Raw genomic sequence first — 24,060 nt, 5'->3', positions numbered from 1 at the left:
TTCAGAACGGGCTGTCGGCAGAGAGTTGCAGCGTGCTGCCGCTGACAGGATGAACAAACGTCAATCCGCTGGCGTGCAGCATCAGTCTCTCTGCCTGATCCGCGCCAGGCAGCAAAAGCCCGCCGTAGAGATCACAGCCCAGAATCGGGTGCCGCAGCTGCTGACAGTGAATGCGCAGCTGATGGGTGCGCCCGGTTTCCGGCATCAGTTCAACCCGCGTGACCGGCAATCCCTTTCCCTTTTTTTCCTGATAATAACCGCGTTCTATGACCCGGTAGCATGAGCGCGCAGGTTTCCCCTGGATCGGGCAAATCACCATCCGGGGAAACTGCGCCGGATCTTTCGCTATCGCGGCATCAATAACGCCTTCGTCATCGGCAAGGTGCCCGCACAGCAGCGCCTGATAAGTTTTACGCACGCTGCGCTGGCTGAATTGCTGGCAGAGTGCCGCGTTAATCGTTTTGCTGCGTGCGACGACCATCAGCCCGGAGGTGCCAAAATCGAGCCGATGAACCAGCGTGCAGCCAGGAAAAAGCTTCACCAGCCGATGATGCACCGAATCGAGGTTTTGCGGATTTTTGCCTGACAGGCTCAGCAAGCCGCTGGGTTTATTGATCACCAGCAGATGGTCGTCCTGAAAGAGAAGGGTTATCTCATCAAAGCAGGGCGGGGCGATAAACGTATCGATAATGGCAGACATCGGGCAACCGGCAGGTAAATGGCAACGGATCATAACCGATTGGCCGGTCACTGACGATGCTGCGCGCAGCCATTATTCTTCGCTGATCGTTTCCCCGCTTTGCGTGAAGAGTGACTGGCCAGCCTGCTGCGTTTCAAATTTGCCATGGGCAGCAAAAACGGAGCAGACCGTTGCAGCCAGCAGCGTAAGGAGAATGGAAAGTTTCATGGTGACATCCCATCGTGAATTTAAAAGCAAGTCTGACAGGAAGGGCGGCAGAGACAAACAGAACAATCCGGAAAAAAAACATTAAGAACATTTGTTCAGCAAGTTGCGCGATTTTTAGTGATAAATTCGGGCAGTTCTCTCTTTTACGACTACAGTCTCTGGTGAGGTTGTCATCAATTCGTATCTAATGGAGGATTTTCTGTGTTATTTCAAAACGACGAGAAAGGCCACGTCATTATTGGCGAAGCGGCACTAAGCCTTGCCCTGGGTGAAAAAGAAATCAGTATCGCAACACTCTTTACCCAACTGGGTTATATGGCGAAATCTGAAAGCAACGCGGATCGGCTGACGAAAATCGCCGAAGCCAGAAGCTGGCTGAGTAGTTTTGAGTCACCGGCGATTGCTCAACAGCAGGTGCCGTACCTGCAGACGCTTGCAAGCCTGAACGAAGAGCTGAACTAGCAGTAACGGAACTGATGCCAATGGACGTAGTCCGGCTCCGGCCGGAAAACGACGAAGCGGATGACCTCATCGGTTGCGCGAAAGCGTAGACCGGCCGGAGAAGCTGTCAGGGACGACAACTCTCTCCATCGCTTCTGTACAGGCCGATCGCGATTCTTATCTAACCTCATTTCAAAGCCAGCCGGGATATAAACCGGAATCATCAGGCACGAGCCAGCTTGTTTCAGCTGTCGTGGCCGATAATATGACCTTCCCTCAGTTTCCGGATGCTCGCCTGACCCTGTCATTCCCGCGTTAACCGCTACGGCTTATTATCTTCTGATTAATCAGATCACTTATTTGTCTGAAGAGGGCTGTTATTTCAGCCAGCCTCAATCAATTAAGGCTGGCTCTATTTACCGTCAGACAGAATTAACGCTTCGCTAACCGTTAAAAGCTTTCCCAGCTGGACTCTGCGGATGCATTAACGGGCACAGCGGGCACTAAACGCGGTGACGGGGCAGGTGCGCCCCGGCTGACGCTGCTTTGTCCGGGAGAGAGACGGAATACGGCCACTGTTTTTTCCAGTTCATCTGCCTGAGATTCCAGTGAGCTGGCTGCGGCGGAGGACTCTTCAACCAGCGCGGCGTTCTGTTGCGTCGTGGTATCCATCTCGGCCATTGCCGTGGCGATCTGAGAAATGCCGCGGTTTTGCTCGTCAGAGGCGGCAGCAATTTCACCCATAATATCTTTAACCTGACTGACAGAGCGGACGATGTCATCCATGGTGGTACCGGCGCGTTCCACAAACTCAGAACCATCATGAACCCGATCAAGTGACTCGCGTATCAGCGTTTCAATCTCTTTGGCGGCCAGTGAACTGCGCTGGGCCAGATTTCTGACTTCACCGGCAACCACCGCAAATCCGCGACCCTGCTCTCCGGCTCGTGCCGCTTCGACGGCGGCGTTAAGGGCCAGAATATTGGTCTGGAAAGAGATGCTGTTGATGACGTGAATGATCTCGCCGATTTTGCCCGAACTCTGGCTGATGTTGTTCATGGTTTCGATAACGTCACGGATAATCTCGCCACCACGTCCGGCATTCACTGACGCGTCTGTCGCCAGCTGACTCGCATGGTGAGCGTTCTCCGCATTCTGTTTCACCGTTGAAGAGAGCTCTTCCATGCTGGCCGCGGTCTGAACCACTGCGGCAGACTGCTGTTCTGTGCGGGATGAAAGATCGGTATTACCTGCCGCGATTTCCGCCGAGGCACGCGCCACGCTGCTGACGCCATCACGCACGTTGGTGATGATGTTCTGCAGGCTGATGTTCATTGCATCTACCGCCTGCATCAGCTGACCTAACTCATCACCACGTGTGGTTTTCAGTGAGGTTGTTAAATCACCGCTGGCAATACGTTGCGCTGCGTTCAGCGTCTCTTTCAATGGCAGCGTAATGTTGCGGGTGATCCGCCAGGCAATCAGCAGACTCAGCACCACACAAATCAGCGCGGCAAAAGCAATGCGCCACTCCGCCTGTTTGATAAATTCAGAGGATAGCTGGGACTGATAGGCAAAGGTATCGGAGACCGCCGCATTGAGCCGCTCTGCGGTGGTGGTCAGGCCCGCCGATTCGCTCTTTTCTTTCTCTGTCGCATCGACATAGCGCGTTAAAGCCTGGCGTTGCTGCGTCAGAGTGCTGAGCACATTTCGCGTTACGTCATTAATATTCGGCTGGGCGAAAATATCCAGTTGCTCGCTCAGGGTGTTGATAGCGGTGTATTCTTCAAGAATCGCCTCTCTGCTGGCCTCAGACGGCTTATCGAGAAACGCTTTTTCAACATTGGCCGCATCAAACAGCGCTGCGGCCAGGTGCATGACCGGCAGCGCCGCATCGGGTGTCAGAGCCATATCGAGTGATTCAAACTGATGCGCAAGCGCAATCAGGGCACCCGGTTTAATGGCATCAAAGGCGCTGCTTGTCGCCTGCGCAGCCGTCACGAATGTCTGGCGCTGATTCTGATAATCGTTAAGTAACTGCCCCATCAGCGCGACTTTCTGCTGGCCCATCTCATCCCATTTAAATCCATCCAGCCGTTTATAAAGGGCATCTAACTCCTTCAGGGCCTGAACGTTCTGCGTGGCAAATTTGGGGTCTTTGGTGTACTGGTAGAGGGTGCGGTTAAGGCGTGCCTTGCTTAACGTGTTTACCATCTCCACGGTAATCGTGCGCCGGGCGGAGTTGTCTTTAATACTGCGAAAACAATCGAAAGCGATAAAAGTAATGGCGAGGGAGGCAGCAATGACGACGATAAAACCGACGCCCAGTTTTTTCCCAATTTTAATATCGGAGATGCGTTGAGCAAGGCCCATAAGGTTCACCTTTAGTGAGATATCAGAAGCAGAGAAGAGGCTGTTAAATAATTCAAAGATAATCTTCTTATCGTCAGCGCCAGACGAAGCTTTAATATTATTTATGCTTACTCAATGATCTGATTAATGAGGCTTTCATTATTCTCAAGGGAAACTATCTGCCTGCTAATCTTTGATTTGCTTCGTGTAATGTATTGATAATTTTGATTAAAATTATGATTCCCGTGCCTGCCGCAGTCTTTACATTACCTGAATAAATAGTTATTGATTTTGATCAAATAATTCCCGGATAAAAGAATCGGTCAGGCGCAGAGGGATGATTTTTCAATAAATACTTATCAATGAAATTATATTTTTATTAATCATCAGAGCCTGGCTGTGCCAATTAATTAACCGCAGTATGACGTTTTCTCGCCTCGCCAATCCTTACCAAACTGCTCATCTCTTCGGTCACAGGATGCCAGCGCCTGTTCAACAGGCTGGCAAGGCGCGCCATTGCCATATTCCAGCAAAATATTCCCGGTTTTAGCATTTGTGATCGCCGCCGGTCTTCACTGAGAATGACAACAGAACGTTACGAGGATGATAAAAGCTCTGGAGCCCGCCGCTTATCTGGCTTTCTTTCAGCGCTGACAACAGGTCACGATCGCTTTTCCCTCTGGGGGAACATTTTAAATATCAGGAGAAAGGTTCCGGTGAAATTGATAAAAAGAATGACCCTTTTCACACTCGTGCTCAACGCATCCGTCAGCTTTGCGGCAGAACCCTCAGTGCCTGCTGACAGCAGCATACATGTTAAAGCCGATCCGGCGCTGAAAACGCTGATTCCTGCGGATATCCTCAAGCGTGGCTACATTGTGGCAGGAACAAACCCGAATACGCCGCCAACTACCTTTTATAAAGAAGATAATAAGACGCTGGCCGGTCGCGAAATCGACATCATGAATGCGGTGGGTGAACGTCTGGGTATCGCGGTAGAGTGGCGCGACACGGGCGGCTTCGACAACATCATTCCCGGTCTGAAAACCGGACGTTACGATGTGGCGCTGTCGAACATAAATGCCACACCGACCCGCCTGAAACAGATCGACTTTGTCGGCTACTACAACGCCAGCCTGCTGGGAATTATTTCCCGAAAAGACGCCAGTATCGCCCCGTTTAAATCACTCAGTGACGTCTGCGGCAAAGAGGTCGGCGCCGGTTCCGGTACCACCCAGGTTACGCGGCTGGAAGAAGCCAGTAAAGCCTGTGAGGCCGCAGGTAAGCAGCCCATCAAGGTAGCGATATTCCCGGATCGTCCGGCTGGCGTGCAGGCGGTGGTCAGCGGGCGCGTACCGCTGTTCCTGGGTCCCTATGAGGGGCTTCTGTGGCAGGTTAAGGTAATCAAACCGCTGACCATGAGCGGCGAAATCACCGTTAACGATGCACCGGTCTCTGTCGCTTTCCCAAAAGCCTCTCCGCTTGAACCTGCCGTGCAGGCCGCGCTGAACTCATTAATCAAAGATGGCAGCTACCGGAAAATCCTCGATAACTGGGGAATCGGATTTGGTGCTGTGACCGAAGCCCGACGCAACGAAGAGATTTTTAAATGAGTGAGATTCAGAACCACACTGACGATCTGAAAATCGTCAGTAAACGCTACTACGGACGCTGGCTGAGTGCGCTGGTGGTGCTGTTGTGCGTGGTGGCGATGGCACATTCGATGATTAACAATCCGCGCTTTGAGTGGGGGATCATCGCAGACAACTTCACTGCGCCCTCCATTCTGCAGGGGGTGTTAATGACGCTGCAGCTCACCGCCATTTCAGTGGTGCTGGGCTTTGCCTTCGGCACGGTGCTGGCGCTGATGCGTCTCTCATCAAACCCGGTTCTGGTTGCGGTGAGCTGGGCCTACACCTGGTTTTTCCGTGGTGTGCCGATGCTGGTGCAGCTGTTTCTCTGGTACAACATCGCGGCGCTCTATCCCAGAATAGCGTTGTCGATTCCCGGTTTAGGTGAGATCTGGAGTGCACAGTCCAACGCGCTGGTCAGCCCGTTTAGTGCGGCAGTGATCGCGCTGGTCATGCATCAGTCCGCCTATGCCGCAGAAATTGTGCGCGCGGGTATCCAGAGCGTGGGTAATGGGCAGATTGAAGCGGCACGCGCGCTTGGATATCGCCCGGCTCAGATTTTCCGTCATACCGTTTTACCGCAGGCGATGCGCGCCATTATGCCGCCAGCGGGTAACGAGATCATTGGCCAGTTGAAAACCACGGCAGTGGTGTCAGTGATTTCTCTGCAGGATGTGCTGTTTTCGGCGCAGATTATCTATCAGCGCACCTATGAAGTGATCCCGCTGCTGCTGGTCGCCACCCTGTGGTATCTGCTGATGACCTCAGTGCTGTCGGTGGGCCAGTATTACGTGGAGCGTTATTTTGGCCGCGGTGTCACGCGACGTGAAAAGCGCAGCCTCTGGCCGTCGTTGCCGCGCTTTTCGCTGCCGAAAACCCAAAGGAGTGTGAGCAATGGCTGAAGCAATTGCACTGCGCAAGGTCACTAAGCGCTTCTCTGGCGTAACCATCCTCGACGACGTTAACCTGGATATACCTGCCGGGTCGGTCACGGTGATTCTGGGGCCATCCGGCTCCGGTAAATCCACGCTGCTGCGCTGCATTAATCACCTTGAGAAGCTGGATGGTGGCACCATCCGTATCGGCGGCCAGATGGTGGGATACCGACAAAAAGGCCAGGCGCTGCACGAACTCAACAGCAGTGCCATTGCACGCCAGCGGGCGGAAATCGGCATGGTGTTTCAGCAATTTAACCTGTTCCCGCACCGTACAGTGTTGCAGAACATCACGGATGCGCCGATGCGGGTGAAAAAGCAGAGTCGCCATCAGGCGACCAGCAAAGCACTGGTGCTGCTGAAACAGGTGGGGCTGTCTGGTCGCGAAGATGAGTGGCCGCAAAACCTTTCCGGTGGTCAGCAGCAGCGCGTTGCGATTGCCCGCGCACTGGCGATGGATCCTGGCGTTATGTTGTTTGATGAACCGACCTCGGCGCTTGACCCGGAACTGGTGGGTGAAGTGCTGCAGGTCATTAAACAGCTGGCGCATTCCGGTATCACCATGGTGGTTGTCACCCATGAAATCGGATTTGCCCGCGAGGTCGCCGATAACATCGTCTTTATGGAGAGCGGCAAAATTGTGGCGGCTGGCCCGACGCAGCAGGTACTCGACGATCCGGACAACGGACGCGTCAGAAACTTTATCGCAACGGCGCTCTGAGCACCGTTTCTTTTGTGAAAGCCAGGAAGCAGGATGACGCAAAAACCGGTAATGCACAGCGCCCACTGGGGCGCTTTTCACGCTGAGCGCAGCGGCGATCAACTGCTTATTGAGCCGTTCGGGGGCGATCCCGACCCCAGTCCGCTGTTGCAAAACTTCCGTCATGCACTTAATCACCCGGCACGCGTCGCACGGCCGATGATACGGCGTGGCTGGCTGGAAAACGGGCCTGGCCCGGATCGGCGTTGCGGGGCAGATGAATATGTCGCGGTTAGCTGGGAGGAAGCCAGTCATCGGGTTGCACAGGAGCTTAAGCGGGTCGGTGAAGCTTACGGCCCGGCGGGGATTTTTGGCGGATCTTACGGCTGGTCAAGCGCAGGCCGTTTCCATCACGCCCAAAGTCAGGTGCACCGTTTCCTGAACACCACGCTGGGCGGCTATGTTCGCTCAGTTAACAGCTATAGCTCCGGCGCGGCATCGGTTTTGCTGCCGCATATTGTGGGCGACATGAATGAAGTCGCCCGGCGTGGCGTGAGCTGGGAAGAGATTGCCGGTCACAGCGAGGTGGTGCTGGCGTTTGGCGGGCTGGCGCTGAAAAATGCCCAGGTGGCCAGCGGCGGCCTGAGTGAGCATACCGAGCGCGGTTTTATGCAGCGTGCGGCACAGCGCGGCACCCGTTTTATCTCGGTAAGCCCACTGAAAAGCGATTTGCCAGAGGAAGCACAGGGTGAGTGGCTGGCGCTGCGACCCGGAACGGATGCGGCGTTTATACTCGGCCTGCTGGCGGTATTAATCACCGAAGGGTTAACCGATGAGGCATTTCTGGCGCGCTACTGTGTCGGCTGGCCTCAGATGGTGGCCTACATCCGGGGTGAAGAGGATGGCGTGGTGCGTGACGCGCCGTGGGCGGCCGCGATCTGTGGCGTCAGCAGCGACCTGATCAGGCAGTTCGCCCGACAGCTGCACGGCAAGCGCGTACTGGTTACGGTCGCCCATGCCTTACAACGCGCCGAGCATGGCGAACAACCGGTGTGGCTTGGCCTGGTGCTGGCGGCGGCACTCGGACAGCCCGGGCTGCCCGGCGGCGGCTATACCTATGCACTGGGTGCGCTGGGCCATTATGGCAAACATCACAATCTGGTCAGCTTTCCGTCCCTGCCGCAGGGCAAAAATGGCATCGACCGCTTTATTCCGGTAGCCCGTATTGCCGATATGCTGCTCAATCCTGGCACCAGGTTTGACTACAATGGCCGTCAGCTTACTTATCCTCATATCCGGCTGGCTTACTGGGCGGGCGGCAATCCGTTTCACCACCATCAGGATCTGGCCCGGCTGCGTCAGGCGTTTTGCCAGTTGGATACGTTCATCGTGCATGAGAGCGTCTGGACCGCCAGTGCGCGTCATGCTGATATCGTTCTGCCCGCCACCATGACCCTGGAGCGTGAGGATATCGGCGGTGCGCCGACCGATCGCCATTTAATCGCCATGCAGCCAGTGGCACAGCCTTACGCCGAAGCCAGGGACGATTACACGATTTTCCGTGAGCTGGCCAGGCAACTTGGCCGGGAAGAAGCGTTTAGCGAAGGGCGCGATGCGCGAGGCTGGTTGCAGCATCTTTACCATCAGCTACAGGAAAAACTGGCGGCGCATCAGGTGCAGACACCGGATTTCAATCAGTTCTGGCAGCAGGGCATCCTGGCGTTGCCGCAGGTGAAGGATGGTGGACGGATGATCAATGCGTTTCGCGCTGACCCTGATGCTGCACCGCTGCCCACAGCAGGCGGCAAAATTGAGATCTTCTCCGCCACTATCGCCAGCTTTGGTTATGACAACTGTCCCGGCCATCCGGTATGGCGTGAACCCCAGCAAAAACCCAGCGCCGACTACCCATTCTGGCTGATTGCCAATCAGCCCGCGACGCGCCTGCACAGTCAGCTCGATTTTGGTGATTTCAGTCAGAGTGGCAAGCGTGGCGGGCGCGAAGTCTGTAGCCTCAACAGCGAGGATGCCGCAGCCCGGGCTATCGCGGATGGCGACATCATTGAGCTTTATAACGATCGGGGCCATGTGCTCGCCAGCGCACGTCTCACCGACACGGTTATGCCTGGCGTGGTACAGCTGCCAACCGGTGCCTGGTACGATCCGGTCGACGCCACTGCCGCCCGTCCGCTTTGTCGTCACGGTAATCCCAATGTGTTGACGCTGGATATCGGGACGTCATCTCTGGCACAGGGATGTAGCGGGCAGATTACGGTGGTGCAGGTACGTAAATTTGCCGGGGAAGTCACGCCGGTGCAGGCCTTTATTCCCCCGTTATGAGTAGGTTACAGGGCGCTCAGCACTGCGCGGCCCAGCGCCTGCAAATCTGCCGTTGAACGCAGCTCACTGGCTGCCAGCAGATCGGGCGACGACGCCTTCAGCGCCAGCTGCAGTTTCCTGTTTACATCCACACTCTCTGCCAGTGACTGCTGGCGCGTGCGGCGCTGATGCAGCTTTGTGCTATCACTCAGCGTCAGCGTAACGTCATGGAAGCGCAGGGCGGGATTAATCGCATCGGGCGGCGCGCTGTTATCGGGAGTACGACGGACGCGGGCGGCCAGTGGCATAATCTGATGATTGAGATCGCCTTCGGCAAAATCCTGCAAACGCAGATCGCCGTAGATCAGCATCGCAGCAATCACATATTCCAGGCTGAAACGCGCTTCAATGCCGTGCGTCGGAACGGATATGGAAGCGGCGATGTCACCGCCTGGCGGGAAGGCGACGGTGATATCGACAATCTGGCTCAGCAGCGCATCAAGAGGTTTGCCGGCTGCCAGCCACTGCTGGCGCAGCATTTGTGCCGCTTCCGCTGCGCTGTGGGTGCCTGCGCAGGTTGGGAAAGGTTTGAACTCCAGTCCGGGCGCGCTAATCCGCCAGGGGCGGCCCCAGTTTTCCAGCAATTTCTCCGGCTGCGCCTGACCCGAACTGCTGGCTGCCAGAAAAGCCTCAATCACACCCGCCTGACGGCCATCTATTCCGGCCAGTGTCAGCAGAGCCGCTGACACCGCACGTTCTGCGGCAAAACCAGCGTGCAGTGGTTTCACCGCCGAACCAAACTGTGCGCGTAGCCCGCTGGCCTGGGTGGCAGCGATCCCCAGCAGGGTCGCGGTTGCATCACTCTCCAGCGCCAGCAAACGCGCCAGTGCCGCCGCCGCTGCCAGGGTGCCCAGCGTTGCCGTGTTGTGATAGCCCAGCGCGTAATGTTGCTGGCTGACAGCCAGTCCCAGACGACCAGCCATTTCCACACCCGTGACGTAAGCATCCAGAAAACGGTTCAGGCGCTTTGGCTGATATTGCTGCCAGGCGAGCAGGGCGGGCAGGATCACTACGCTGGGGTGACCGCGAAAATCGGCATGAAAATCATCGTAGTCCAGCGCATGTCCGGCATAGCCCAGCAGCAGCGCCTGCGAGCGCACGCTGCCGTCGCGGTAGATTGTGCGCAGTGCCGGTAAGCCGCTATCCGGCACCTCGCCCTGTAACACCGGCCAGCTCACTGCCAGGAAGTCCCGCACACCTTCACGCGCATGCTGGTGCGCTGACTCATCCGGCTGACCATAAAGGATATGTTCAGCCAGCATTACGCTCAGGTTCATTGCGGTCGCTCCGGAAAACGGTGTAGTTCGTGGCGAAACGCGATCGGCTGTTCGCCCAGTGATGCGGGATTATCGCTGCTCATAGCGGGTTTCCTTCTGCTGCTGTCTGGCGGCTCAGCCAGGCATCATGTGCCGCCGGGTCCAGTACTTTTTTCATATAGAGGGTGATGTGACCTTTACCGAGATCGCGGGTATGCATCGGCTGGAAGCCACGTTTCAGATACATCTCTTTCAGCCAGGGGTGATGGGTGGCGGTGCCCAGCGAGACCGCAGGGGCATGCAACTGATCGATCAGGATTTCCTGCTCTAACCGATCCTGAACCTGGCGACCAAAATGGTGGCCGGGATAGTCGGGATGCGCGCCAAACCAGCCGATATGCGGCAGCCCAAACGGGCCGGGCAGCGGCCCCCAGGGATAGCGAACGGTCACTGATGAAACCATCTGGTCACGCATGTAGAGCGCATACACGCCATGATTCTGCAGATGGCGTAATGCTGTAGCGCGGTCAGCCGTGGCGGCATCAAATTTAATGCCCAGTGCTTTAACGGGTGCATAGGCGGCATGCATCAGCGCCAGATAAACATCTACCTCATCTTCTCTGACCTGACGAAAATCGAGTTGCATAATATTTCCCGGAAAACTGCCAGGCAGGCAGTTAATTCATTCAGCCAGAATGAGAGATTAACAGTAAAAGCCGGGTCGCTATGTGTGAAAAATAACTAACCTAATGCGGATTTGTGAATATGAAATGGCCGGTTTTTGATTGCTTAAATTGTTATTTGTCGTAGTATTCAGAAAAGAAATTAAATTCCATGAAACGCTATTAACTCACTGTAATAAAAGTCTTTTTCTATTTTATATAATCAGGATGCTGCTGTGTTAGCCATTACATCTCCGCGAGCCTATGCGCATGAGGCGGGCCTGCGCATCCGCGCCGGTCAGTTTATTAAACCCTATGCCACCCATATTCGTATTTTTACCTCTCCTCAGGCGTGGCAGGCGGTTAATCCGGAATTAAGCCAGAGTCTTGAAGAGAATGGCATCCGCTGGCAGCTCGACTATTTAGAGGGCGAATGTACAGAACAGGCCATCGCCAGCTTAAAACACCATACCGAACAGCAGGGCGCAGAACTGCTGCTGGCGATTGGGGGCGGACGCGTGCTGGATGCGGCTAAAGCCGCTGCCAGCCAGTTGCCGGCGGTCACACTGATTAACTTTGCGACCCAGGCGGCAACCTGCGCGGCCTGGTCACCGATTGCCATCATCTATAACGAGCAAGGGGGCCATCTGCACAGCCAGCCGCTGGGGAAAATGCCGGAGCTGGTGCTGGTAGACAGTGAAGTGATCGCCCGGAGCGACGTGCGCTACCTGAAAGCGGGTATTGTGGATGCGCTGGCCAAATATTATGAATTCCGGCCTTACCAGCAGCACAACCCTGATGATTTGGCTTTGGATCTTAAGGTGATGACCGCGCGGCAGGCGCTGGACACTTTCCGGCAGCAGGGAGACGCCGCGATCCTGGCCTGTCAGCAGCAGCGGGTCACGCCTGAACTGGTCAGAGTCATTGATGCCACTATCGTGCTCGCCGGGCTGGCGAATAGTGTGCGCGACCTGCTGCCGACGCCGGGCTTTGCGCACGCCATTCACAATCGACTGACGCACCTGCCGGAGCTGCATCACTGGCTGCACGGTGAGAAAGTCGGCTTCAGCCTGCTGGTGCAGTCGCTGATGGAACATGACGGTGTCGCGGATGCAGAACTCCTTGCGCTGCTGCGTCACTACGATATGCCGCTGAAGCTGCCGGTGTTACGCGGCGATCGCCATAGCGCGCTGCGCAACCTCGCGCAGCAGATTAAATTCCCCCAGGCTTGCGCAGAACGGCTGCCGTTTAGCGTCTCTGCCCGCGCGCTGGAGCAGGCGCTGCTGGCGACGGACACCCTTTTTTAAGCGCGCGCTGCGGCGCGCCTTTTCACCTTACAGACCAGGAATCGTTCATGAATCATTTCACTCCATCACGTCGCCTGCGGCTCGGCCTGTTTGTTCAACCGGTGGGTCAGCACGTGAGCGGCTGGCGTCTGACGGAACAGCTGGGCGATCCCACTGATATCGACTGGCTGATCACGCTGGCTAAAAAAGCCGAAGCGGGTAAGTTCGACCTGTTTTTTGTGGGTGATGCACTGGCAACCAGCATGTATCGTCTGCCGTCGACCATGGCACGCCTTGAACCGCTGACGATGCTGGCGGCGCTGGCGGTCAACACCAGACGTATTGGCCTGGCCGCAACCGCCTCTACCACCTTCAGCGATCCCTTTACGCTGGCGCGCAGTTTCTCGTCACTGGATCACATCAGCCGTGGCCGGGCCGCGTGGAACGTCGTGACCTCGTTTTCCACTGACGTTGCACGTAACTTCAGCCGCAGCGATATGCCCGACCACGCTTCCCGCTATGCTCGTGCGCGGGAGTTCCTTGAGGTGGCAGACAAATTGTGGCAGGGCTGGGAAGCGGGGGCAGTGCAGCCCGACAAAGCGTCCGGGGACTATTTTGTTGATGAGAAGATCAAACCGATCAACCATCAGGGCGAGCATTTTCAGGTACAAGGCCCCCTGAACATCACGCGTTCGCCCCAGGGACGTCCGGTGATTATCGAAGCAGGTTCTTCTGCTGATGGTCAGAAGCTGGCGGCTGAGACAGCGGAAGTGATCTTTACCGCCTCCGCCAGTCTGGAGGAAGCGCAAGCGTTCTATCGCACTCAAAAGGAGCAGGTCATTGCCGCCGGGCGTAACCCGGATCATGTCGTGATCATGCCCGGTGTCATGCCGATTATTGGCCGCACGCGTGAGGAGGCGAAGGCGCTGTGGAAAAAGCTGAATACGCTGGTGGATATTGAGAACGGGCTTCGTCAGCTCTCACTGCGGTTCAGTATGGATCTCAGCCAATATCCACTGGATGGCCCGGTACCGGAGGTTCCGCTGGGCGAAGGTAATCAGAGCCGCGTTAAGCTGATGACCGATATGGCAAAGCGCGAGAATCTGACGCTGCGTGAGCTGGCCGCCGTCGCCGCCGGTTCACGCGGACACCGCGTGATTGTCGGTACCGCTGAAGATATCGCCGACGACTTCCAGCAGTGGCTGGAACAGGGCGGGGCGGACGGCTTTAACATCATGCCAGCCATTATGCCGGAACAGCTGGATCTGTTTGTGGAGCTGGTGATCCCGGAACTGCGCCGTCGCGGACTGTTTCGCGATGAGTATGAGTTTGCCACGCTGCGGGAGAATCTGGGGCTTAAAGTGATAACCGAAGAGAGTTAACAGCCACGGTCATCACGGGAAATATTACCGCAATACTGCATGCAGTTTGCTGGAAAAGGATATGCGGTTAACTCAGCAGGGAGGCTGGAGCCTGTATTGTGCCGCACTATTTTCCAAAAGCGTTCTGCAAACCCATTCATACCCGATATAGTGCAAATCTATCCTCCGGGATGTGAGATCGCTGAATGTCAGAATACAGGTTCTATACCAAAGGCAAATACACTGTTGCACTTGAAAGATCGGACGTAACACGAGCTTTCGATCTGACAGAGCAGGGTTATAAAAAACAGTTCGAGGAAGTTCGTGCCTCAGATGAAAAACAGGCACTCGCACGCTTCGCGGATATCCGCAGGGACAAACGCATCGACCAGCACAACTTTCTGGCGGGCGCGGCCACGATGCCCCTGATTGGCGTATTAACAGCGATTGCTTTCTCTCTCTTCTGGCGAAAAAAAACGGGAAAATAACCCTGTGTTGATTCACTTTGCAGGGGTTTAGCTTAGCCTGATATCAGAATAACCAGGGAGCAGGACGCCGTTCCCTTTTCACCTAAAAGGACTTATCCATGAAAAAGATCATTCCCATTTTCTGCTGTGCCCTGTTAGCCGGTTGTGCGCCTCTCACTCCACACGAATGCATTAAAAAAAGCGCACTCGAAACCTGCAGCTATAACCGTTCAGGAAAAGTCGGGGACAACGATATCTATGGTCAGCAGGCATCTGGCATAAAAAAAGCGCTGGATGCTGCACTATCAGAGCCGCACGCCTGGAAGGGGAAACGCTGTAATGCCCATCTGGATTTCAAAATTGATGGCACCCTGGATAATTTTATTATCAAAGGGGGCGATAAAGATTATTGCAACGCGCTCAAAGTGGCGGCAAAACGCGCCAGATTTCCGGCTTTCACCGACCAGCATGTTTTCGATGTGATGGGATCAGCGCGCTGGAATATGGAAGGACAGCCCTGACACGCATCATGCCCGTTAAATCAGCCCACCAGACAGCCCGCAATCGCGGGCTGTCTGGCCTCTCAGCTCACCATTATCAGAACTGATAAGACACGCTGACATTCACGTTACGTGGCTCACCGTAAACGTAGCTGTTCATATAGCTGTAATATTCACGGTCAAAGAGATTATCGACGTTGGCCTGTACGGCAACCTGCTTATTTACCTGATAGCGGGCAAACAACGAGGCCAGCGGGTAGCTGCCCTGATATACCCGTACGCTGTCGCCGCTGGCATTGGTCACATCTTTAAACACCCGGTTCTGCCAGTTAATTCCGCCACCAACGGTGAGCTCGGGGATTGCGTCCAGCTGATAACGGGTGAAAAGCTTGAATGAGGTTTGCGGCTGATAGCTGTTGAACCGGCCACTTTTATCGCGTGCCACATAGCGGGTTGCGCCAAAGGTCAGCTGCAGATTATCGGTCAGTGCGCCATTCAGCTCGAACTCGGCACCTTTACTCACTGCACCTTTGGCGGCGTCATAGGCCTGCTCATTGCCGCTCAGATAAACGCCATCAATTGCCTGTCCAACGTTATCCTGCTCGATGCGGAAAATCGCCACGCTGGCGGTCAGCAGGCCATCGTTCCAGGCGGATTTCAGACCGGTCTCGTAACTTTTACCTGTCACCGGTGAGAGGTAACTGCCGTGAGTATCGCGATAAGTCTGCGGCAGGAAAATGGCGGTGTAGCTGCCATAGGCGGACCAGGTGTCATTAATGTCATACACCAGCCCTGCATAAGGCGTGGTGTTATTTTTAGTCATCTCTCCGCTGCTGCCATGGGTGCTCCACTGGGTATAGCGAGCGCCAATAATCAGCGACAGCGGATCGGCCAGCGACAGACGTGCAGCGCTATAGACCGATTTCTGACGAACAGTGTCATCAGCGTTGAGATACCAGCCCTGCCACTCCGGCTCCGCTACGTTACCGGTCCAGCTATTATTGAAAATCCCCATATCGGCGGCAGTGATTTCACCCGCCTCCGCATCGCTGAATCCATCCTGACTGTAAGCGGCATTATGCTGGCGGCTGTAGCTTGCTCCGGCCATCAACAGGTGCTGACGACCCAGCAGTTCAAACGGGCCGCTGGCAAAGCCATCGATTGAATCCATTTTACGCTTGCCGCGATCCATACTGCCGTAACCGGTAGTGCCTTCACCGCTCTCCTGATCGGGATTGCCCATCACATAGAGCAGCTTATCGCTGAAGGTATTCTCAGCATGCGTGCCGTTGATATGAATATTCCAGCCGTTATCGAAGTTATGGTCGATATCCGCAAAGACTTTGCGCGAGTTAGTGTTGTAACGCGCCCAGTTAGCTGATGAATTCAGGCTGCGGTCGTAATGTGTCGTGGCGTTATTACTGTAAAACATCGGCAGGCCACCCCAGGTTGGATTGCCGGTGTTATCATCTTCATAGTCGTAGCCCAGTGACAGCGTCGTCTTCTCGGTAAGGTCCGCATCAATCACGCCATAGATGAATTTTTTGGTTTTTTGATAGCGATCCAGCCAGCTCTCCTGATCGGTATAACCGGTCACCACACGGCCGCGCAGGCTGCCATCGCTGTTAAGCGGGGCAGAGAGATCCGCCACGTAGCGCTGCTTGTTCCAGCTGCCATAGCTGGCACTCAGCGTGCCGGTCGCGGTTTTGCTGTCAGCATGTTTACGCACCATATTGATCGAGGCCGAAGGGCTGCCCGCTCCGGTCATCAGGCCGGTCGCACCGCGCACGATTTCAATACGGTCATAGATTGCCGTGTCGGACGCCGCATCGCCGTAATTCCAGTTATCGTTAACCGAGGTCGGAATGCCATCGAAAGTGAAGTTGCTGACTTTGAAGCCGCGTGAATAGTACTCGGAGCGTTCACTGTCGATAAGATTGGTGGAGATACCGGTGGCGTTGGTCAGCACATCATTAACCGATTGCAGATCCTGATCCTGCATTCGCTGCTGCGTCACCACGCTGAGTGACTGAGGCACATCTCGCGGTGTCAGCATTAATTTGGTGCCCGCGCGGGTGGTCTGCACCGCGTAATTCTGCTTACCGCTGTCACTGGTTTCGTCAGTCGTGGCGCTGACCACCATATCCTGCGATGTCTCCTCCGCCGCCAGGGCGGGGTGGAAGAGGGCGTGTATCGCCAGTGTCAGTAATGAGACGCTAAAGCTGTTTCTGAAACCTGATTCCCTGCCACTACGAGCCATAAAATTTTCCATTAAAAATTGGTATTGAGTTAAACCGTTGTGTCTTTGGTTGTTATTTTTTATCCACTCATCTTCTGGAAAAAGACGCTCAGCCAGTCATGAGAACGCCAATGATAATCATTTGCTTTATATATTCTTCAAAGGATTCAATCGAAAGTGTAACCTTATGTTAATTATTTATAATTCAATGTGATAGGAAAATTTAAAGCCTTTTAGTTGCTGGTGTTTATCAGATTTGAAAGCAGAAAAAGGGCATTCAGGTGGAATTTCACGGGGCAGTTAAGCGGTTTAACGCGGGTAAAATGACCGGACAGGTCTGGATAGCAGCGTCGCCATTTGATTACTGGCTGTTAATGCGTATGATTCTCATTCTTTATTTCCTGACGGAGTTCAGCATGAAATCGTTAAGCCCGCGCAAAGCCGCTGTTGCCATGGCAGTTGCCGCTGCCTTTAGCCTGACAGCGTGTCAGGCTCCTGCTAAAAAAGCCGATGCGCCTGCCGCTGAAGCCCCAAAACCGGTTAATACCGCAGTGACACAACGCGCTCTGGGTGATGGTCTGTACGAAATGGCTTACTCCCCTGCGTCAAAAGCGTTGTTTGTCGCCAGCGCGCAGGCGTTTAAGGATGTGAACGGCGGCATGATCTATCGTCTCGATCCGGCCACGCTGACGACCAAAGGCGAAACGCATACCGACATGAAAAACTTCGGTACCGCTATCGATGAAAACGGTCAGGTGTTCTACACCACCAACTCACTGGATGGCGCGATCTCCAAAGTGGATGCCCAGAGTGGCAAAGTGCTGCAGCGTCTGGTGTTCCCGGGCAAGATCAGTAAAGAGGGCTATCCGGCGGGTGCGCGTGAAGTCCTGTGGCACGGCAACGAGCTCTATGTCGGTCGCGTAGCCGAACCGGGCTATATCTCCGTCGTAGATACCCGAACCTTTAAGCTGAAAACCGAGATTAAAAACGCCGGGAAATGGGTCACCGGTATCATCTATTCCCCGCTGACTGAGCGCATTTATGCGGCTAACGGCTCGGGTGAAATTCTGGTGATCAATCCACGCAGCCATAAAATCGAGAAGCGCTGGACCGCAGGCGATGGCAAAGAGTATCTGTTCCTGAACATGGCGGAAGATCCTGCTACCGGTCGCCTGTTTGTTACTGACGACTCCAAAGGCAAAACCACGCTGATCTTTGATGAGCGCACCGGCAAAGTGATCAAGCGCATCGAAGGCGATGCGATGGGCATCAAGTTCAACGCTAAACGCAATGAGCTTTACATCAGCCAGCGCGAATCGAAGAAAGTGCTGCAACTGGATGCCACCACCTACGTGGTGAAAAACAGCTGGTCGTTTGACAAGAACCCAAACAGCCTGCTGATTGGCCCGGACAACAATACGCTCTATGTCACGCTTAAGGCGGAATTCAACAAAGATTCCTCCACCAAAGGCACTGACGAGATTGCCCGTATCGCGCTGCCGTAATCACGCGCTAAAAGCGTCACTCTGCATTGGCAGGGAAGCGATGCAAACAAAGTGAAAGCCCGCTCAGGGAAGCCTGAGCGGGCTTTCTTATTGATAACAACGCCTCACATCATCTCACCCCATAACCAATCCGGTACAGCTCGCAAAACGATGAAGGTTGTGTGGATTCATCACTGACCCGGCTGAACGCTTCTCTCACTTTGCACTAAAAGCACAGGCATCTGAAATCCCCCTGCATCACACTCGATTATCGCTTTACACCTATATAGTATTTAACCTATATTAATAAGGAGATCTCGTGTGGATGATTAAAACGACGGAGAGGTTTGATCGCTGGTTTACCTTGCTTAATGAGAGCGATCGCGCCTGCGTACTGGCAGCATTAATGGTGTTGCGCGAAAAAGGGCCGGGGTTGTCCAGGCCATACGCGGATACGCTAAAAGGCCCTGTTTATATCAACATGAAAGAGCTGCGTATTCAGAGTCGCGGCGATCCGATAAGGGCTTTCTTTGCTTTTGACCCAAACCGAACGGCGATTGTGCTTTGTGCCGGAAATAAGGTGGGCAATGAAAAGCGTTTTTATCAGGAGATGCTTCCGGTTGCCGATCGGGAATTTACACACTGGCTGAATAGCTTTAAAGATGAGGAGTAACCAGATGGGCAGAACGCTTGAACAGCTTATTGCGGATGAAAAACCGGAAGTCGTTGCCGACGCACAAGCGATGGCGACGGATATCCTGCTCAACATTCACCTTGCCGAGCTGCGTGAGAAAGTGCAGAAAACACAGGTCGAAATGGCAAAGGCGCTGGGCATTACACAGCCTACCGTGGCGGGTATGGAAAAGCCGGGCCGCGATCTGAAGCTCTCCACGCTCAAGCGCTATATCGATGCGGCAGGGGGTAAGCTGCGGCTGGTGGTGGAACTGCCGGACGGCTCGCACTACGGGTTTGAGGTGTAAGCCATTCAGGCGGGGATGTCATGCCGCCGTGACCGAAAACATAAAAGCAAAAAGCCCGCTCAGGTTTCCCTGAGCGGGCTTTTCTAATTCTGGCTCCTCTGACTGGACTCGAACCAGTGACATACGGATTAACAGTCCGCCGTTCTACCGACTGAACTACAGAGGAATCGCTTGAACGGGGCGAATATTAGCGGCGCAGATCCCGCTTGTCAAAGCCCTGTTTACCGAATTGCGTTCAGATGCTCGTAAAAGCAGCGGATTGGCGATTTTTACCCGATTCTGCTGGATTTTCAAACTGCCAACAGGATCTCACTTTGCGGGCATTTCTCCGCAGATGTTAGAGGCATGTCAAAGTTTTGTTGTTTGCCGATGTTAAAACAACCGTTTCAGTGCTTTTATGATAAAAATTTCAAAACGTGATTATATGGAATAAATAAACTGCTTATCATCACGGTCGTCATTATCGTCTGAAAGTGAAACGCTATTTTGAAGTTAACTGTTTGCAGATCAAGTGATTGTGAAAAGGAGTGGTCGATCACAAAAATAGTCAGAACCTGAAGTCTTACCTCAAATTTCCCGAAACAGACGCCAGACAGGCTGGGTGAATGTAAAAGATATTTTTCATTCGCGGTCACAGCCGCTGAGCAAGTTAACAAATAAGAAGGGTCCCTATGAACATTAAAAAAACGATTGTCGCCTCACTGTTAGCCTGCATGTTACCTGCCGCGGTTATGGCAAAAGATATCTCAGTTGGCGTCTCCATGGCGCTGTTTGATGACAACTTCCTCACCATTCTGCGTACCTCAATGCAGAAAGAGATGCAGAAAGATGGCGTTAAAGGGCAGGTTGAGGATGCAAAAGGCGACGTTTCACAGCAGCTGCAGCAGGTTCAGAACTTTATCGGTCAGGGTGTTGATGCCCTGATCGTCAACCCGGTCGATACCAATGCGGTGAAACCGATTATGGACCAGGCGAGCAAAGCGGGTATCCCGCTGATCTTTGTCAACCGCCGTCCACAGGCTGAGCTGACCGGCAAAATGGCCTACGTCGGGTCCGATTCGGAACTGGCCGGACGCTTACAGATGGAAGCGCTGGCTAAAGCGATGAACGGCAAAGGCAACGTTGCCATCCTGATGGGTGACCTGGCGAATGAAGCGACCCGTGACCGTACCAAAGGTGTGGAAGAGGTTGCGGCTAAATTCCCTGGCATCAAAATTGTTCAGAAACAGACCGCCAAATTTACCCGTAACGATGCGGTAGACGTAGTCAGTAACTGGATGACCGCCGGTGATGAGATCAATGCCATCGCTTCTAACAACGATGAAATGGCGATCGGTGCGCTGCAGGCACTGGGTAAAAATCCGGACAAAATCCTGATCGCTGGCGTCGATGGCACACCCGATGCGCTGCAGATGCTGAAGCAGGGCAAGATGGTCGCCACGGTATTCCAGGATGCGCAGGGCCAGGGTGAAGGTGCGGTGCAGACGGCAATCAAACTGGTGAATGGCGAGAAAGTTCAGAAAGTCATCAATATCCCCTACCAGTTGATTACTAAAGAAAACATGGAACAGTTTACCAAGCGTAACCTGAAATAGTCGTTCCCGACCCAGCTGTACGGAGGTGATGTATGAACGCTTTTGCGCTTGAAGCCGAAGGCATCAGCAAGTTCTTCCCCGGCGTTAAAGCCCTCGACAACGTCTCGTTGCGGGTGCGTCCGGGAACGGTACATGCCTTGATGGGCGAAAATGGCGCGGGCAAATCCACTTTAATGAAGTGCCTGATCGGGATGTATCGTCCCGATCAGGGCACCATCAAAATTAAAGGGGAGCCGGTGCAGTTTCAGGACACCATGGACGCGTTGCGTTCCGGCATTTCAATGATCCACCAGGAACTCAACCTGGTGCCTTACATGACCGTCGCCGAGAATATCTGGCTGGGTCGCGAGCCGATGAGATTTGGCTTTGTCGATCACGCCCGGCTTAATCAGATGACGCAGGAACTGCTCAACCGCCTGAATATCCGCCTGAAAGCCGATCGGATGGTGGGCGAGCTTAGCATCGCGTCGCAGCAGATGGTTGAGATTGCCAAAGCAGTTTCATGGGATTCAGACATCGTGATCATGGATGAGCCCACCTCCGCGCTGACAGAAACCGAAGTGGCGCATCTGTTTACCATTATTCGTGACCTGCGGGAGCAGGGCAAAGCGATCATCTACATCAGCCATAAGATGGATGAAATTTTCACCATCACCGACGAAGTCAGTATCTTCCGTGACGGCAGTTGGATCGCCAGCGATCAGACGTCGAAATATACCCGCCAGTCGCTGATTACCCAGATGGTGGGACGCGAACTGACCCAGCTGTTCCCGAAATTCAACAGCGCAATTGGTGAAGAGGTGCTGACGGTGCGCAATCTCACCTGCAAAGATCGTTTCACCGACGTCAGTTTCAGTGTGCGCCGGGGGGAGATCCTCGGCGTCGCCGGACTGGTGGGTGCGGGTCGCAGCGAGGTGATGGAGAGCCTGTTCGGCATGGAGAGCTTCGACAGCGGCGAGATCCTGATTGATGGCGTGCCGGTGACGATCGACTCACCCTCAACCGCGATTGAAAAGGGCATGGCGTTCCTCACCGAAGACCGTAAAAAGTCCGGCCTGTTTCTGGTGCTATCGGTAATGGAGAACATGAGCATCGTTAACATGCCGGAGTACAGCGGCAAAAGCGGGTTTGTCAGCCATGTGAAGATGGCGCAGGACTGCATGGATCAAATCCGTCGTCTCAACATCAAAACGCCGACCATGGATCAAATCATCAATAACCTCAGCGGCGGTAATCAGCAGAAAGTCCTGATTGCCCGCTGGTTGCTGGCGCAACCGAAGATTCTGATTCTGGACGAACCGACGCGCGGCATTGACGTCGGCGCGAAAGCGGAGATTTACCGCTTAATCAGTGAACTTGCCAACCGTGGCGTGGCTATCATCATGGTCTCCTCTGAACTGCCGGAAATTCTTGGCATGAGCGACCGGGTGATGGTTATGCACGGCGGGCGTATAACCGGCATCCTCGATAAAGAAGAAGCCGATCAGGAAACCATTCTGTCGTTGGCATCCGAGTGAGGCGCGAGACCACTATGAGCAATATGAAAGCTACTGCCACCCCGGCAGCCCCGCAGCAACCCTCTTTTTTTGCCAGCCTGCGTCATAAATTGCCGAAAGATACCGGCATTTTCGTGGTGATGATAGGGATTGCGTTAATTTTTGAAATGTTCGGCTGGTACGTGCGTGACCAGTCTTTCCTGCTCAACACCAACCGTCTGATCCTGATTGTATTGCAGGTGGCGATTATCGGGATTATCGCCGTCGGCGTGACCCAGGTCATCATCACCACCGGTATCGATCTCTCCTCCGGATCCATTATTGCCCTGGCGGCAGTGGTGGCCGCGAGCCTGGCGCAGACCTCTGACAGCCTGTCGCCAATGTATCCGTCGCTGGTGAATATGCCTGCGGTGATCCCTATCGCGGCCGGTATCGGCGTCGGTTTGCTGGCGGGCGTGGTCAATGGTGTACTGATTACCCGCACCGGCATTCCGCCCTTTATTGCCACGCTGGGCATGATGGTGTCGGCACGTGGTCTGGCGCAGTATTACACCCAGGGCAATCCGATCAGCTTCCTTTCCGATGGCTTTACCTCAATCGGACAGGGTGCCATGCCGGTAGTGATTTTCCTGGTGGTGGCGCTGCTGTTCCATATCGCCCTGAAGCATACCCGCTACGGTAAATATGTTTACGCCATCGGCGGCAACATGACCTCGGCGAAAGTCTCCGGTATCAACGTTAATAAGTATCTGATTATCGTCTACACCATTGCAGGCGCGCTCTCTGGCCTGGCGGGTGTAGTACTGGCGGCGCGCGTCAGCAGCGGTCAGTCGAGCATGGGGATGTCGTACGAGCTGGATGCCATTGCTGCAGCCGTTATCGGTGGCAGCAGCCTGATGGGTGGCGTGGGCCGTATCACCGGTACATTGATTGGCGCAGTGATCCTTGGCCTGATTAAAAGCGGATTCACCTTCGTTGGTGTCGATGCGTACATTCAGGACATCATCAAAGGGATGATTATTGTGGCTGCGGTCTCTATCGACATGCACCGTAACCGCAAAAAACGTTAATCAGCAGGCGTTGCCTTCTTCCGGATGCGGGAGAGGGCAACGGCTGCTTTTTATCATCCGGCAATCACCAGCGATAAGAAATCCTGCTGATAGCGGTTACATTTACTCCCTGTTTTTCACGCCTCTGTTCAGGCGCTGCAAGCCTTCATCAGGTGCAATGCGTTTCCACTGCACTCAAACTGTACAGTCTGTCATCACTTTTCTGCACGTCTGACTCGCAGCGTCTGCACTGTCACAGTGCGCCTGACGGCTTTACTCTCTCTTCTCAGCCATTCCTGATCCTTATTAACCCATAAGAGGTAATCAGAAACGCTTATTT

At 54.4% G+C, this 24,060-nt stretch carries 21 protein-coding genes and 1 tRNA gene; 16 read left to right on the top strand and 6 right to left on the bottom strand.

The window, feature by feature from the left end; genetic code table 11:
* Nucleotide 1: 1 nt before the first annotated feature.
* Nucleotides 2–700 carry an RluA family pseudouridine synthase gene (locus tag ACK13D_RS13355; RefSeq protein WP_172608016.1) on the bottom strand — a complete coding sequence of 233 codons (699 nt, stop codon included), beginning with the start codon at nucleotides 698–700 and terminating at the stop codon, nucleotides 2–4.
* Here ACK13D_RS13355 and ACK13D_RS13350 point away from each other — a divergent pair.
* Nucleotides 690–992: a hypothetical protein gene (locus tag ACK13D_RS13350; RefSeq protein ID WP_154210388.1), complete on the top strand. Its 303-nt coding sequence runs from the start codon at nucleotides 690–692 to the stop codon at nucleotides 990–992. The genes ACK13D_RS13355 and ACK13D_RS13350 overlap by 11 nt on opposite strands.
* A 116-nt stretch (nucleotides 993–1,108) precedes the next feature.
* A complete protein-coding gene (locus tag ACK13D_RS13345; RefSeq protein ID WP_010247965.1) occupies nucleotides 1,109–1,369 on the top strand; it encodes a hypothetical protein in 261 nt (86 codons plus the stop codon).
* A 429-nt stretch (nucleotides 1,370–1,798) separates the two neighbouring features.
* On the opposite strand, the gene ACK13D_RS13340 is transcribed toward ACK13D_RS13345, so the two are convergent.
* Nucleotides 1,799–3,721 (bottom strand): methyl-accepting chemotaxis protein, encoded by a 1,923-nt coding sequence (locus ACK13D_RS13340; RefSeq protein ID WP_266094094.1) that lies wholly within the window; start codon nucleotides 3,719–3,721, stop codon nucleotides 1,799–1,801.
* Nucleotides 3,722–4,434: 713 nt separating this feature from the next.
* Between ACK13D_RS13340 and ACK13D_RS13335 the strand changes: the two genes are divergently transcribed.
* Genes ACK13D_RS13335 through ACK13D_RS13320 form a run of 4 tightly spaced genes read left to right on the top strand, consistent with a single transcriptional unit; the run spans nucleotide 4,435 to nucleotide 9,306 of the window.
* Nucleotides 4,435–5,313, top strand: a complete 879-nt coding sequence (locus ACK13D_RS13335) for an ABC transporter substrate-binding protein (protein WP_010247954.1) — start codon at nucleotides 4,435–4,437, stop codon at nucleotides 5,311–5,313.
* Complete coding sequence (locus tag ACK13D_RS13330; RefSeq protein ID WP_033767719.1) at nucleotides 5,310–6,233, top strand: amino acid ABC transporter permease; 924 nt, start codon at nucleotides 5,310–5,312, stop codon at nucleotides 6,231–6,233. Before ACK13D_RS13335 ends, ACK13D_RS13330 begins: the two co-directional genes overlap by 4 nt.
* Entirely contained in the window at nucleotides 6,226–6,987 is a 762-nt protein-coding gene (locus ACK13D_RS13325) for an amino acid ABC transporter ATP-binding protein (RefSeq protein ID WP_418796592.1), read from the top strand. The genes ACK13D_RS13330 and ACK13D_RS13325 overlap by 8 nt, the downstream gene beginning before the upstream one ends.
* 33 nt (nucleotides 6,988–7,020) lie before the next feature.
* On the top strand, nucleotides 7,021–9,306 hold the full coding sequence (locus tag ACK13D_RS13320; RefSeq protein WP_418796590.1) for a molybdopterin-dependent oxidoreductase: 2,286 nt from the start codon (nucleotides 7,021–7,023) through the stop codon (nucleotides 9,304–9,306).
* A gap of 5 nt (nucleotides 9,307–9,311) precedes the next feature.
* On the opposite strand, the gene ACK13D_RS13315 is transcribed toward ACK13D_RS13320, so the two are convergent.
* Nucleotides 9,312–10,622 carry an MmgE/PrpD family protein gene (locus tag ACK13D_RS13315; protein ID WP_010670926.1) on the bottom strand — a complete coding sequence of 437 codons (1,311 nt, stop codon included), beginning with the start codon at nucleotides 10,620–10,622 and terminating at the stop codon, nucleotides 9,312–9,314.
* 79 nt (nucleotides 10,623–10,701) lie between these two features.
* Nucleotides 10,702–11,247, bottom strand: a complete 546-nt coding sequence (locus ACK13D_RS13310) for an N-acetyltransferase (RefSeq protein ID WP_033758314.1) — start codon at nucleotides 11,245–11,247, stop codon at nucleotides 10,702–10,704.
* Nucleotides 11,248–11,499: 252 nt separating this feature from the next.
* Here ACK13D_RS13310 and ACK13D_RS13305 point away from each other — a divergent pair, with 252 nt between their 5' ends.
* The 4 genes from ACK13D_RS13305 (at nucleotide 11,500) to ACK13D_RS13290 (ending at nucleotide 14,898) form a co-directional block, all read left to right on the top strand.
* On the top strand, nucleotides 11,500–12,570 hold the full coding sequence (locus ACK13D_RS13305; RefSeq protein WP_418796589.1) for an iron-containing alcohol dehydrogenase family protein: 1,071 nt from the start codon (nucleotides 11,500–11,502) through the stop codon (nucleotides 12,568–12,570).
* A gap of 47 nt (nucleotides 12,571–12,617) precedes the next feature.
* Complete coding sequence (locus ACK13D_RS13300) at nucleotides 12,618–13,931, top strand: LLM class flavin-dependent oxidoreductase (RefSeq protein ID WP_022624972.1); 1,314 nt, start codon at nucleotides 12,618–12,620, stop codon at nucleotides 13,929–13,931.
* 185 nt (nucleotides 13,932–14,116) lie between these two features.
* A complete protein-coding gene (locus ACK13D_RS13295) occupies nucleotides 14,117–14,398 on the top strand; it encodes a hypothetical protein (protein ID WP_010247933.1) in 282 nt (93 codons plus the stop codon).
* A 98-nt stretch (nucleotides 14,399–14,496) separates the two neighbouring features.
* Nucleotides 14,497–14,898 (top strand): cell envelope integrity TolA C-terminal domain-containing protein, encoded by a 402-nt coding sequence (locus ACK13D_RS13290; RefSeq protein WP_010247930.1) that lies wholly within the window; start codon nucleotides 14,497–14,499, stop codon nucleotides 14,896–14,898.
* A gap of 76 nt (nucleotides 14,899–14,974) precedes the next feature.
* Here ACK13D_RS13290 and fhuE read toward each other — a convergent pair whose 3' ends face one another.
* Complete coding sequence (gene fhuE / locus ACK13D_RS13285) at nucleotides 14,975–17,137, bottom strand: ferric-rhodotorulic acid/ferric-coprogen receptor FhuE (RefSeq protein ID WP_418796587.1); 2,163 nt, start codon at nucleotides 17,135–17,137, stop codon at nucleotides 14,975–14,977.
* A 395-nt stretch (nucleotides 17,138–17,532) separates the two neighbouring features.
* Here fhuE and ACK13D_RS13280 point away from each other — a divergent pair, with 395 nt between their 5' ends.
* The 3 genes from ACK13D_RS13280 to ACK13D_RS13270 all read left to right on the top strand — a co-directional run bounded on the left by ACK13D_RS13280 (nucleotide 17,533) and on the right by ACK13D_RS13270 (nucleotide 19,580).
* A complete protein-coding gene (locus tag ACK13D_RS13280) occupies nucleotides 17,533–18,621 on the top strand; it encodes a YncE family protein (protein ID WP_311979194.1) in 1,089 nt (362 codons plus the stop codon).
* 298 nt (nucleotides 18,622–18,919) lie between these two features.
* Nucleotides 18,920–19,273, top strand: coding sequence for a type II toxin-antitoxin system RelE/ParE family toxin (locus ACK13D_RS13275; protein WP_050680114.1), 354 nt, complete (start codon nucleotides 18,920–18,922; stop codon nucleotides 19,271–19,273).
* Between the two features lie 4 nt (nucleotides 19,274–19,277).
* Nucleotides 19,278–19,580 carry a helix-turn-helix domain-containing protein gene (locus ACK13D_RS13270; protein WP_010247918.1) on the top strand — a complete coding sequence of 101 codons (303 nt, stop codon included), beginning with the start codon at nucleotides 19,278–19,280 and terminating at the stop codon, nucleotides 19,578–19,580.
* Between the two features lie 90 nt (nucleotides 19,581–19,670).
* Here the strand turns inward: ACK13D_RS13270 and ACK13D_RS13265 are convergent.
* Nucleotides 19,671–19,746: transfer RNA gene (locus ACK13D_RS13265), tRNA-Asn, on the bottom strand.
* Between the two features lie 505 nt (nucleotides 19,747–20,251).
* Between ACK13D_RS13265 and ACK13D_RS13260 the strand changes: the two genes are divergently transcribed.
* From ACK13D_RS13260 to ACK13D_RS13250, 3 genes are read left to right on the top strand one after another with little or no spacing between them, the layout of a single operon-like run.
* Nucleotides 20,252–21,175 carry a sugar ABC transporter substrate-binding protein gene (locus ACK13D_RS13260; protein WP_010247907.1) on the top strand — a complete coding sequence of 308 codons (924 nt, stop codon included), beginning with the start codon at nucleotides 20,252–20,254 and terminating at the stop codon, nucleotides 21,173–21,175.
* 32 nt (nucleotides 21,176–21,207) lie between these two features.
* Nucleotides 21,208–22,692 (top strand): sugar ABC transporter ATP-binding protein, encoded by a 1,485-nt coding sequence (locus ACK13D_RS13255; protein ID WP_010247905.1) that lies wholly within the window; start codon nucleotides 21,208–21,210, stop codon nucleotides 22,690–22,692.
* A 23-nt stretch (nucleotides 22,693–22,715) separates the two neighbouring features.
* Nucleotides 22,716–23,741, top strand: a complete 1,026-nt coding sequence (locus tag ACK13D_RS13250; protein ID WP_418796656.1) for an ABC transporter permease — start codon at nucleotides 22,716–22,718, stop codon at nucleotides 23,739–23,741.
* Nucleotides 23,742–24,060 lie beyond the last annotated feature (319 nt).

The organism is Pantoea sp. K16 (genome assembly GCF_048452805.1).
GTDB lineage: Bacteria > Pseudomonadota > Gammaproteobacteria > Enterobacterales > Enterobacteriaceae > Pantoea > Pantoea agglomerans.
This window is presented reverse-complemented; position numbering and strand designations above follow the sequence as displayed.

Excerpts from the sequence above, each read along its gene's own strand:
- ACK13D_RS13350 (WP_154210388.1), top strand. The coding sequence starts at position 690 with ATGGCAGACATCGGGCAACCGGCAGGTAAATGGCAACGGATCATAACC.
- ACK13D_RS13355 (WP_172608016.1), bottom strand. The coding sequence starts at position 700 with ATGTCTGCCATTATCGATACGTTTATCGCCCCGCCCTGCTTTGATGAG.
- ACK13D_RS13340 (WP_266094094.1), bottom strand. The coding sequence starts at position 3,721 with ATGGGCCTTGCTCAACGCATCTCCGATATTAAAATTGGGAAAAAACTG.
- ACK13D_RS13335 (WP_010247954.1), top strand. The coding sequence starts at position 4,435 with ATGACCCTTTTCACACTCGTGCTCAACGCATCCGTCAGCTTTGCGGCA.
- ACK13D_RS13330 (WP_033767719.1), top strand. The coding sequence starts at position 5,310 with ATGAGTGAGATTCAGAACCACACTGACGATCTGAAAATCGTCAGTAAA.
- ACK13D_RS13325 (WP_418796592.1), top strand. The coding sequence starts at position 6,226 with ATGGCTGAAGCAATTGCACTGCGCAAGGTCACTAAGCGCTTCTCTGGC.
- ACK13D_RS13320 (WP_418796590.1), top strand. The coding sequence starts at position 7,021 with ATGACGCAAAAACCGGTAATGCACAGCGCCCACTGGGGCGCTTTTCAC.
- ACK13D_RS13315 (WP_010670926.1), bottom strand. The coding sequence starts at position 10,622 with ATGAACCTGAGCGTAATGCTGGCTGAACATATCCTTTATGGTCAGCCG.
- ACK13D_RS13310 (WP_033758314.1), bottom strand. The coding sequence starts at position 11,247 with ATGCAACTCGATTTTCGTCAGGTCAGAGAAGATGAGGTAGATGTTTAT.
- ACK13D_RS13300 (WP_022624972.1), top strand. The coding sequence starts at position 12,618 with ATGAATCATTTCACTCCATCACGTCGCCTGCGGCTCGGCCTGTTTGTT.
- ACK13D_RS13295 (WP_010247933.1), top strand. The coding sequence starts at position 14,117 with ATGTCAGAATACAGGTTCTATACCAAAGGCAAATACACTGTTGCACTT.
- ACK13D_RS13290 (WP_010247930.1), top strand. The coding sequence starts at position 14,497 with ATGAAAAAGATCATTCCCATTTTCTGCTGTGCCCTGTTAGCCGGTTGT.
- fhuE (WP_418796587.1), bottom strand. The coding sequence starts at position 17,137 with ATGGCTCGTAGTGGCAGGGAATCAGGTTTCAGAAACAGCTTTAGCGTC.
- ACK13D_RS13280 (WP_311979194.1), top strand. The coding sequence starts at position 17,533 with ATGAAATCGTTAAGCCCGCGCAAAGCCGCTGTTGCCATGGCAGTTGCC.
- ACK13D_RS13270 (WP_010247918.1), top strand. The coding sequence starts at position 19,278 with ATGGGCAGAACGCTTGAACAGCTTATTGCGGATGAAAAACCGGAAGTC.
- ACK13D_RS13260 (WP_010247907.1), top strand. The coding sequence starts at position 20,252 with ATGAACATTAAAAAAACGATTGTCGCCTCACTGTTAGCCTGCATGTTA.
- ACK13D_RS13255 (WP_010247905.1), top strand. The coding sequence starts at position 21,208 with ATGAACGCTTTTGCGCTTGAAGCCGAAGGCATCAGCAAGTTCTTCCCC.
- ACK13D_RS13250 (WP_418796656.1), top strand. The coding sequence starts at position 22,716 with ATGAAAGCTACTGCCACCCCGGCAGCCCCGCAGCAACCCTCTTTTTTT.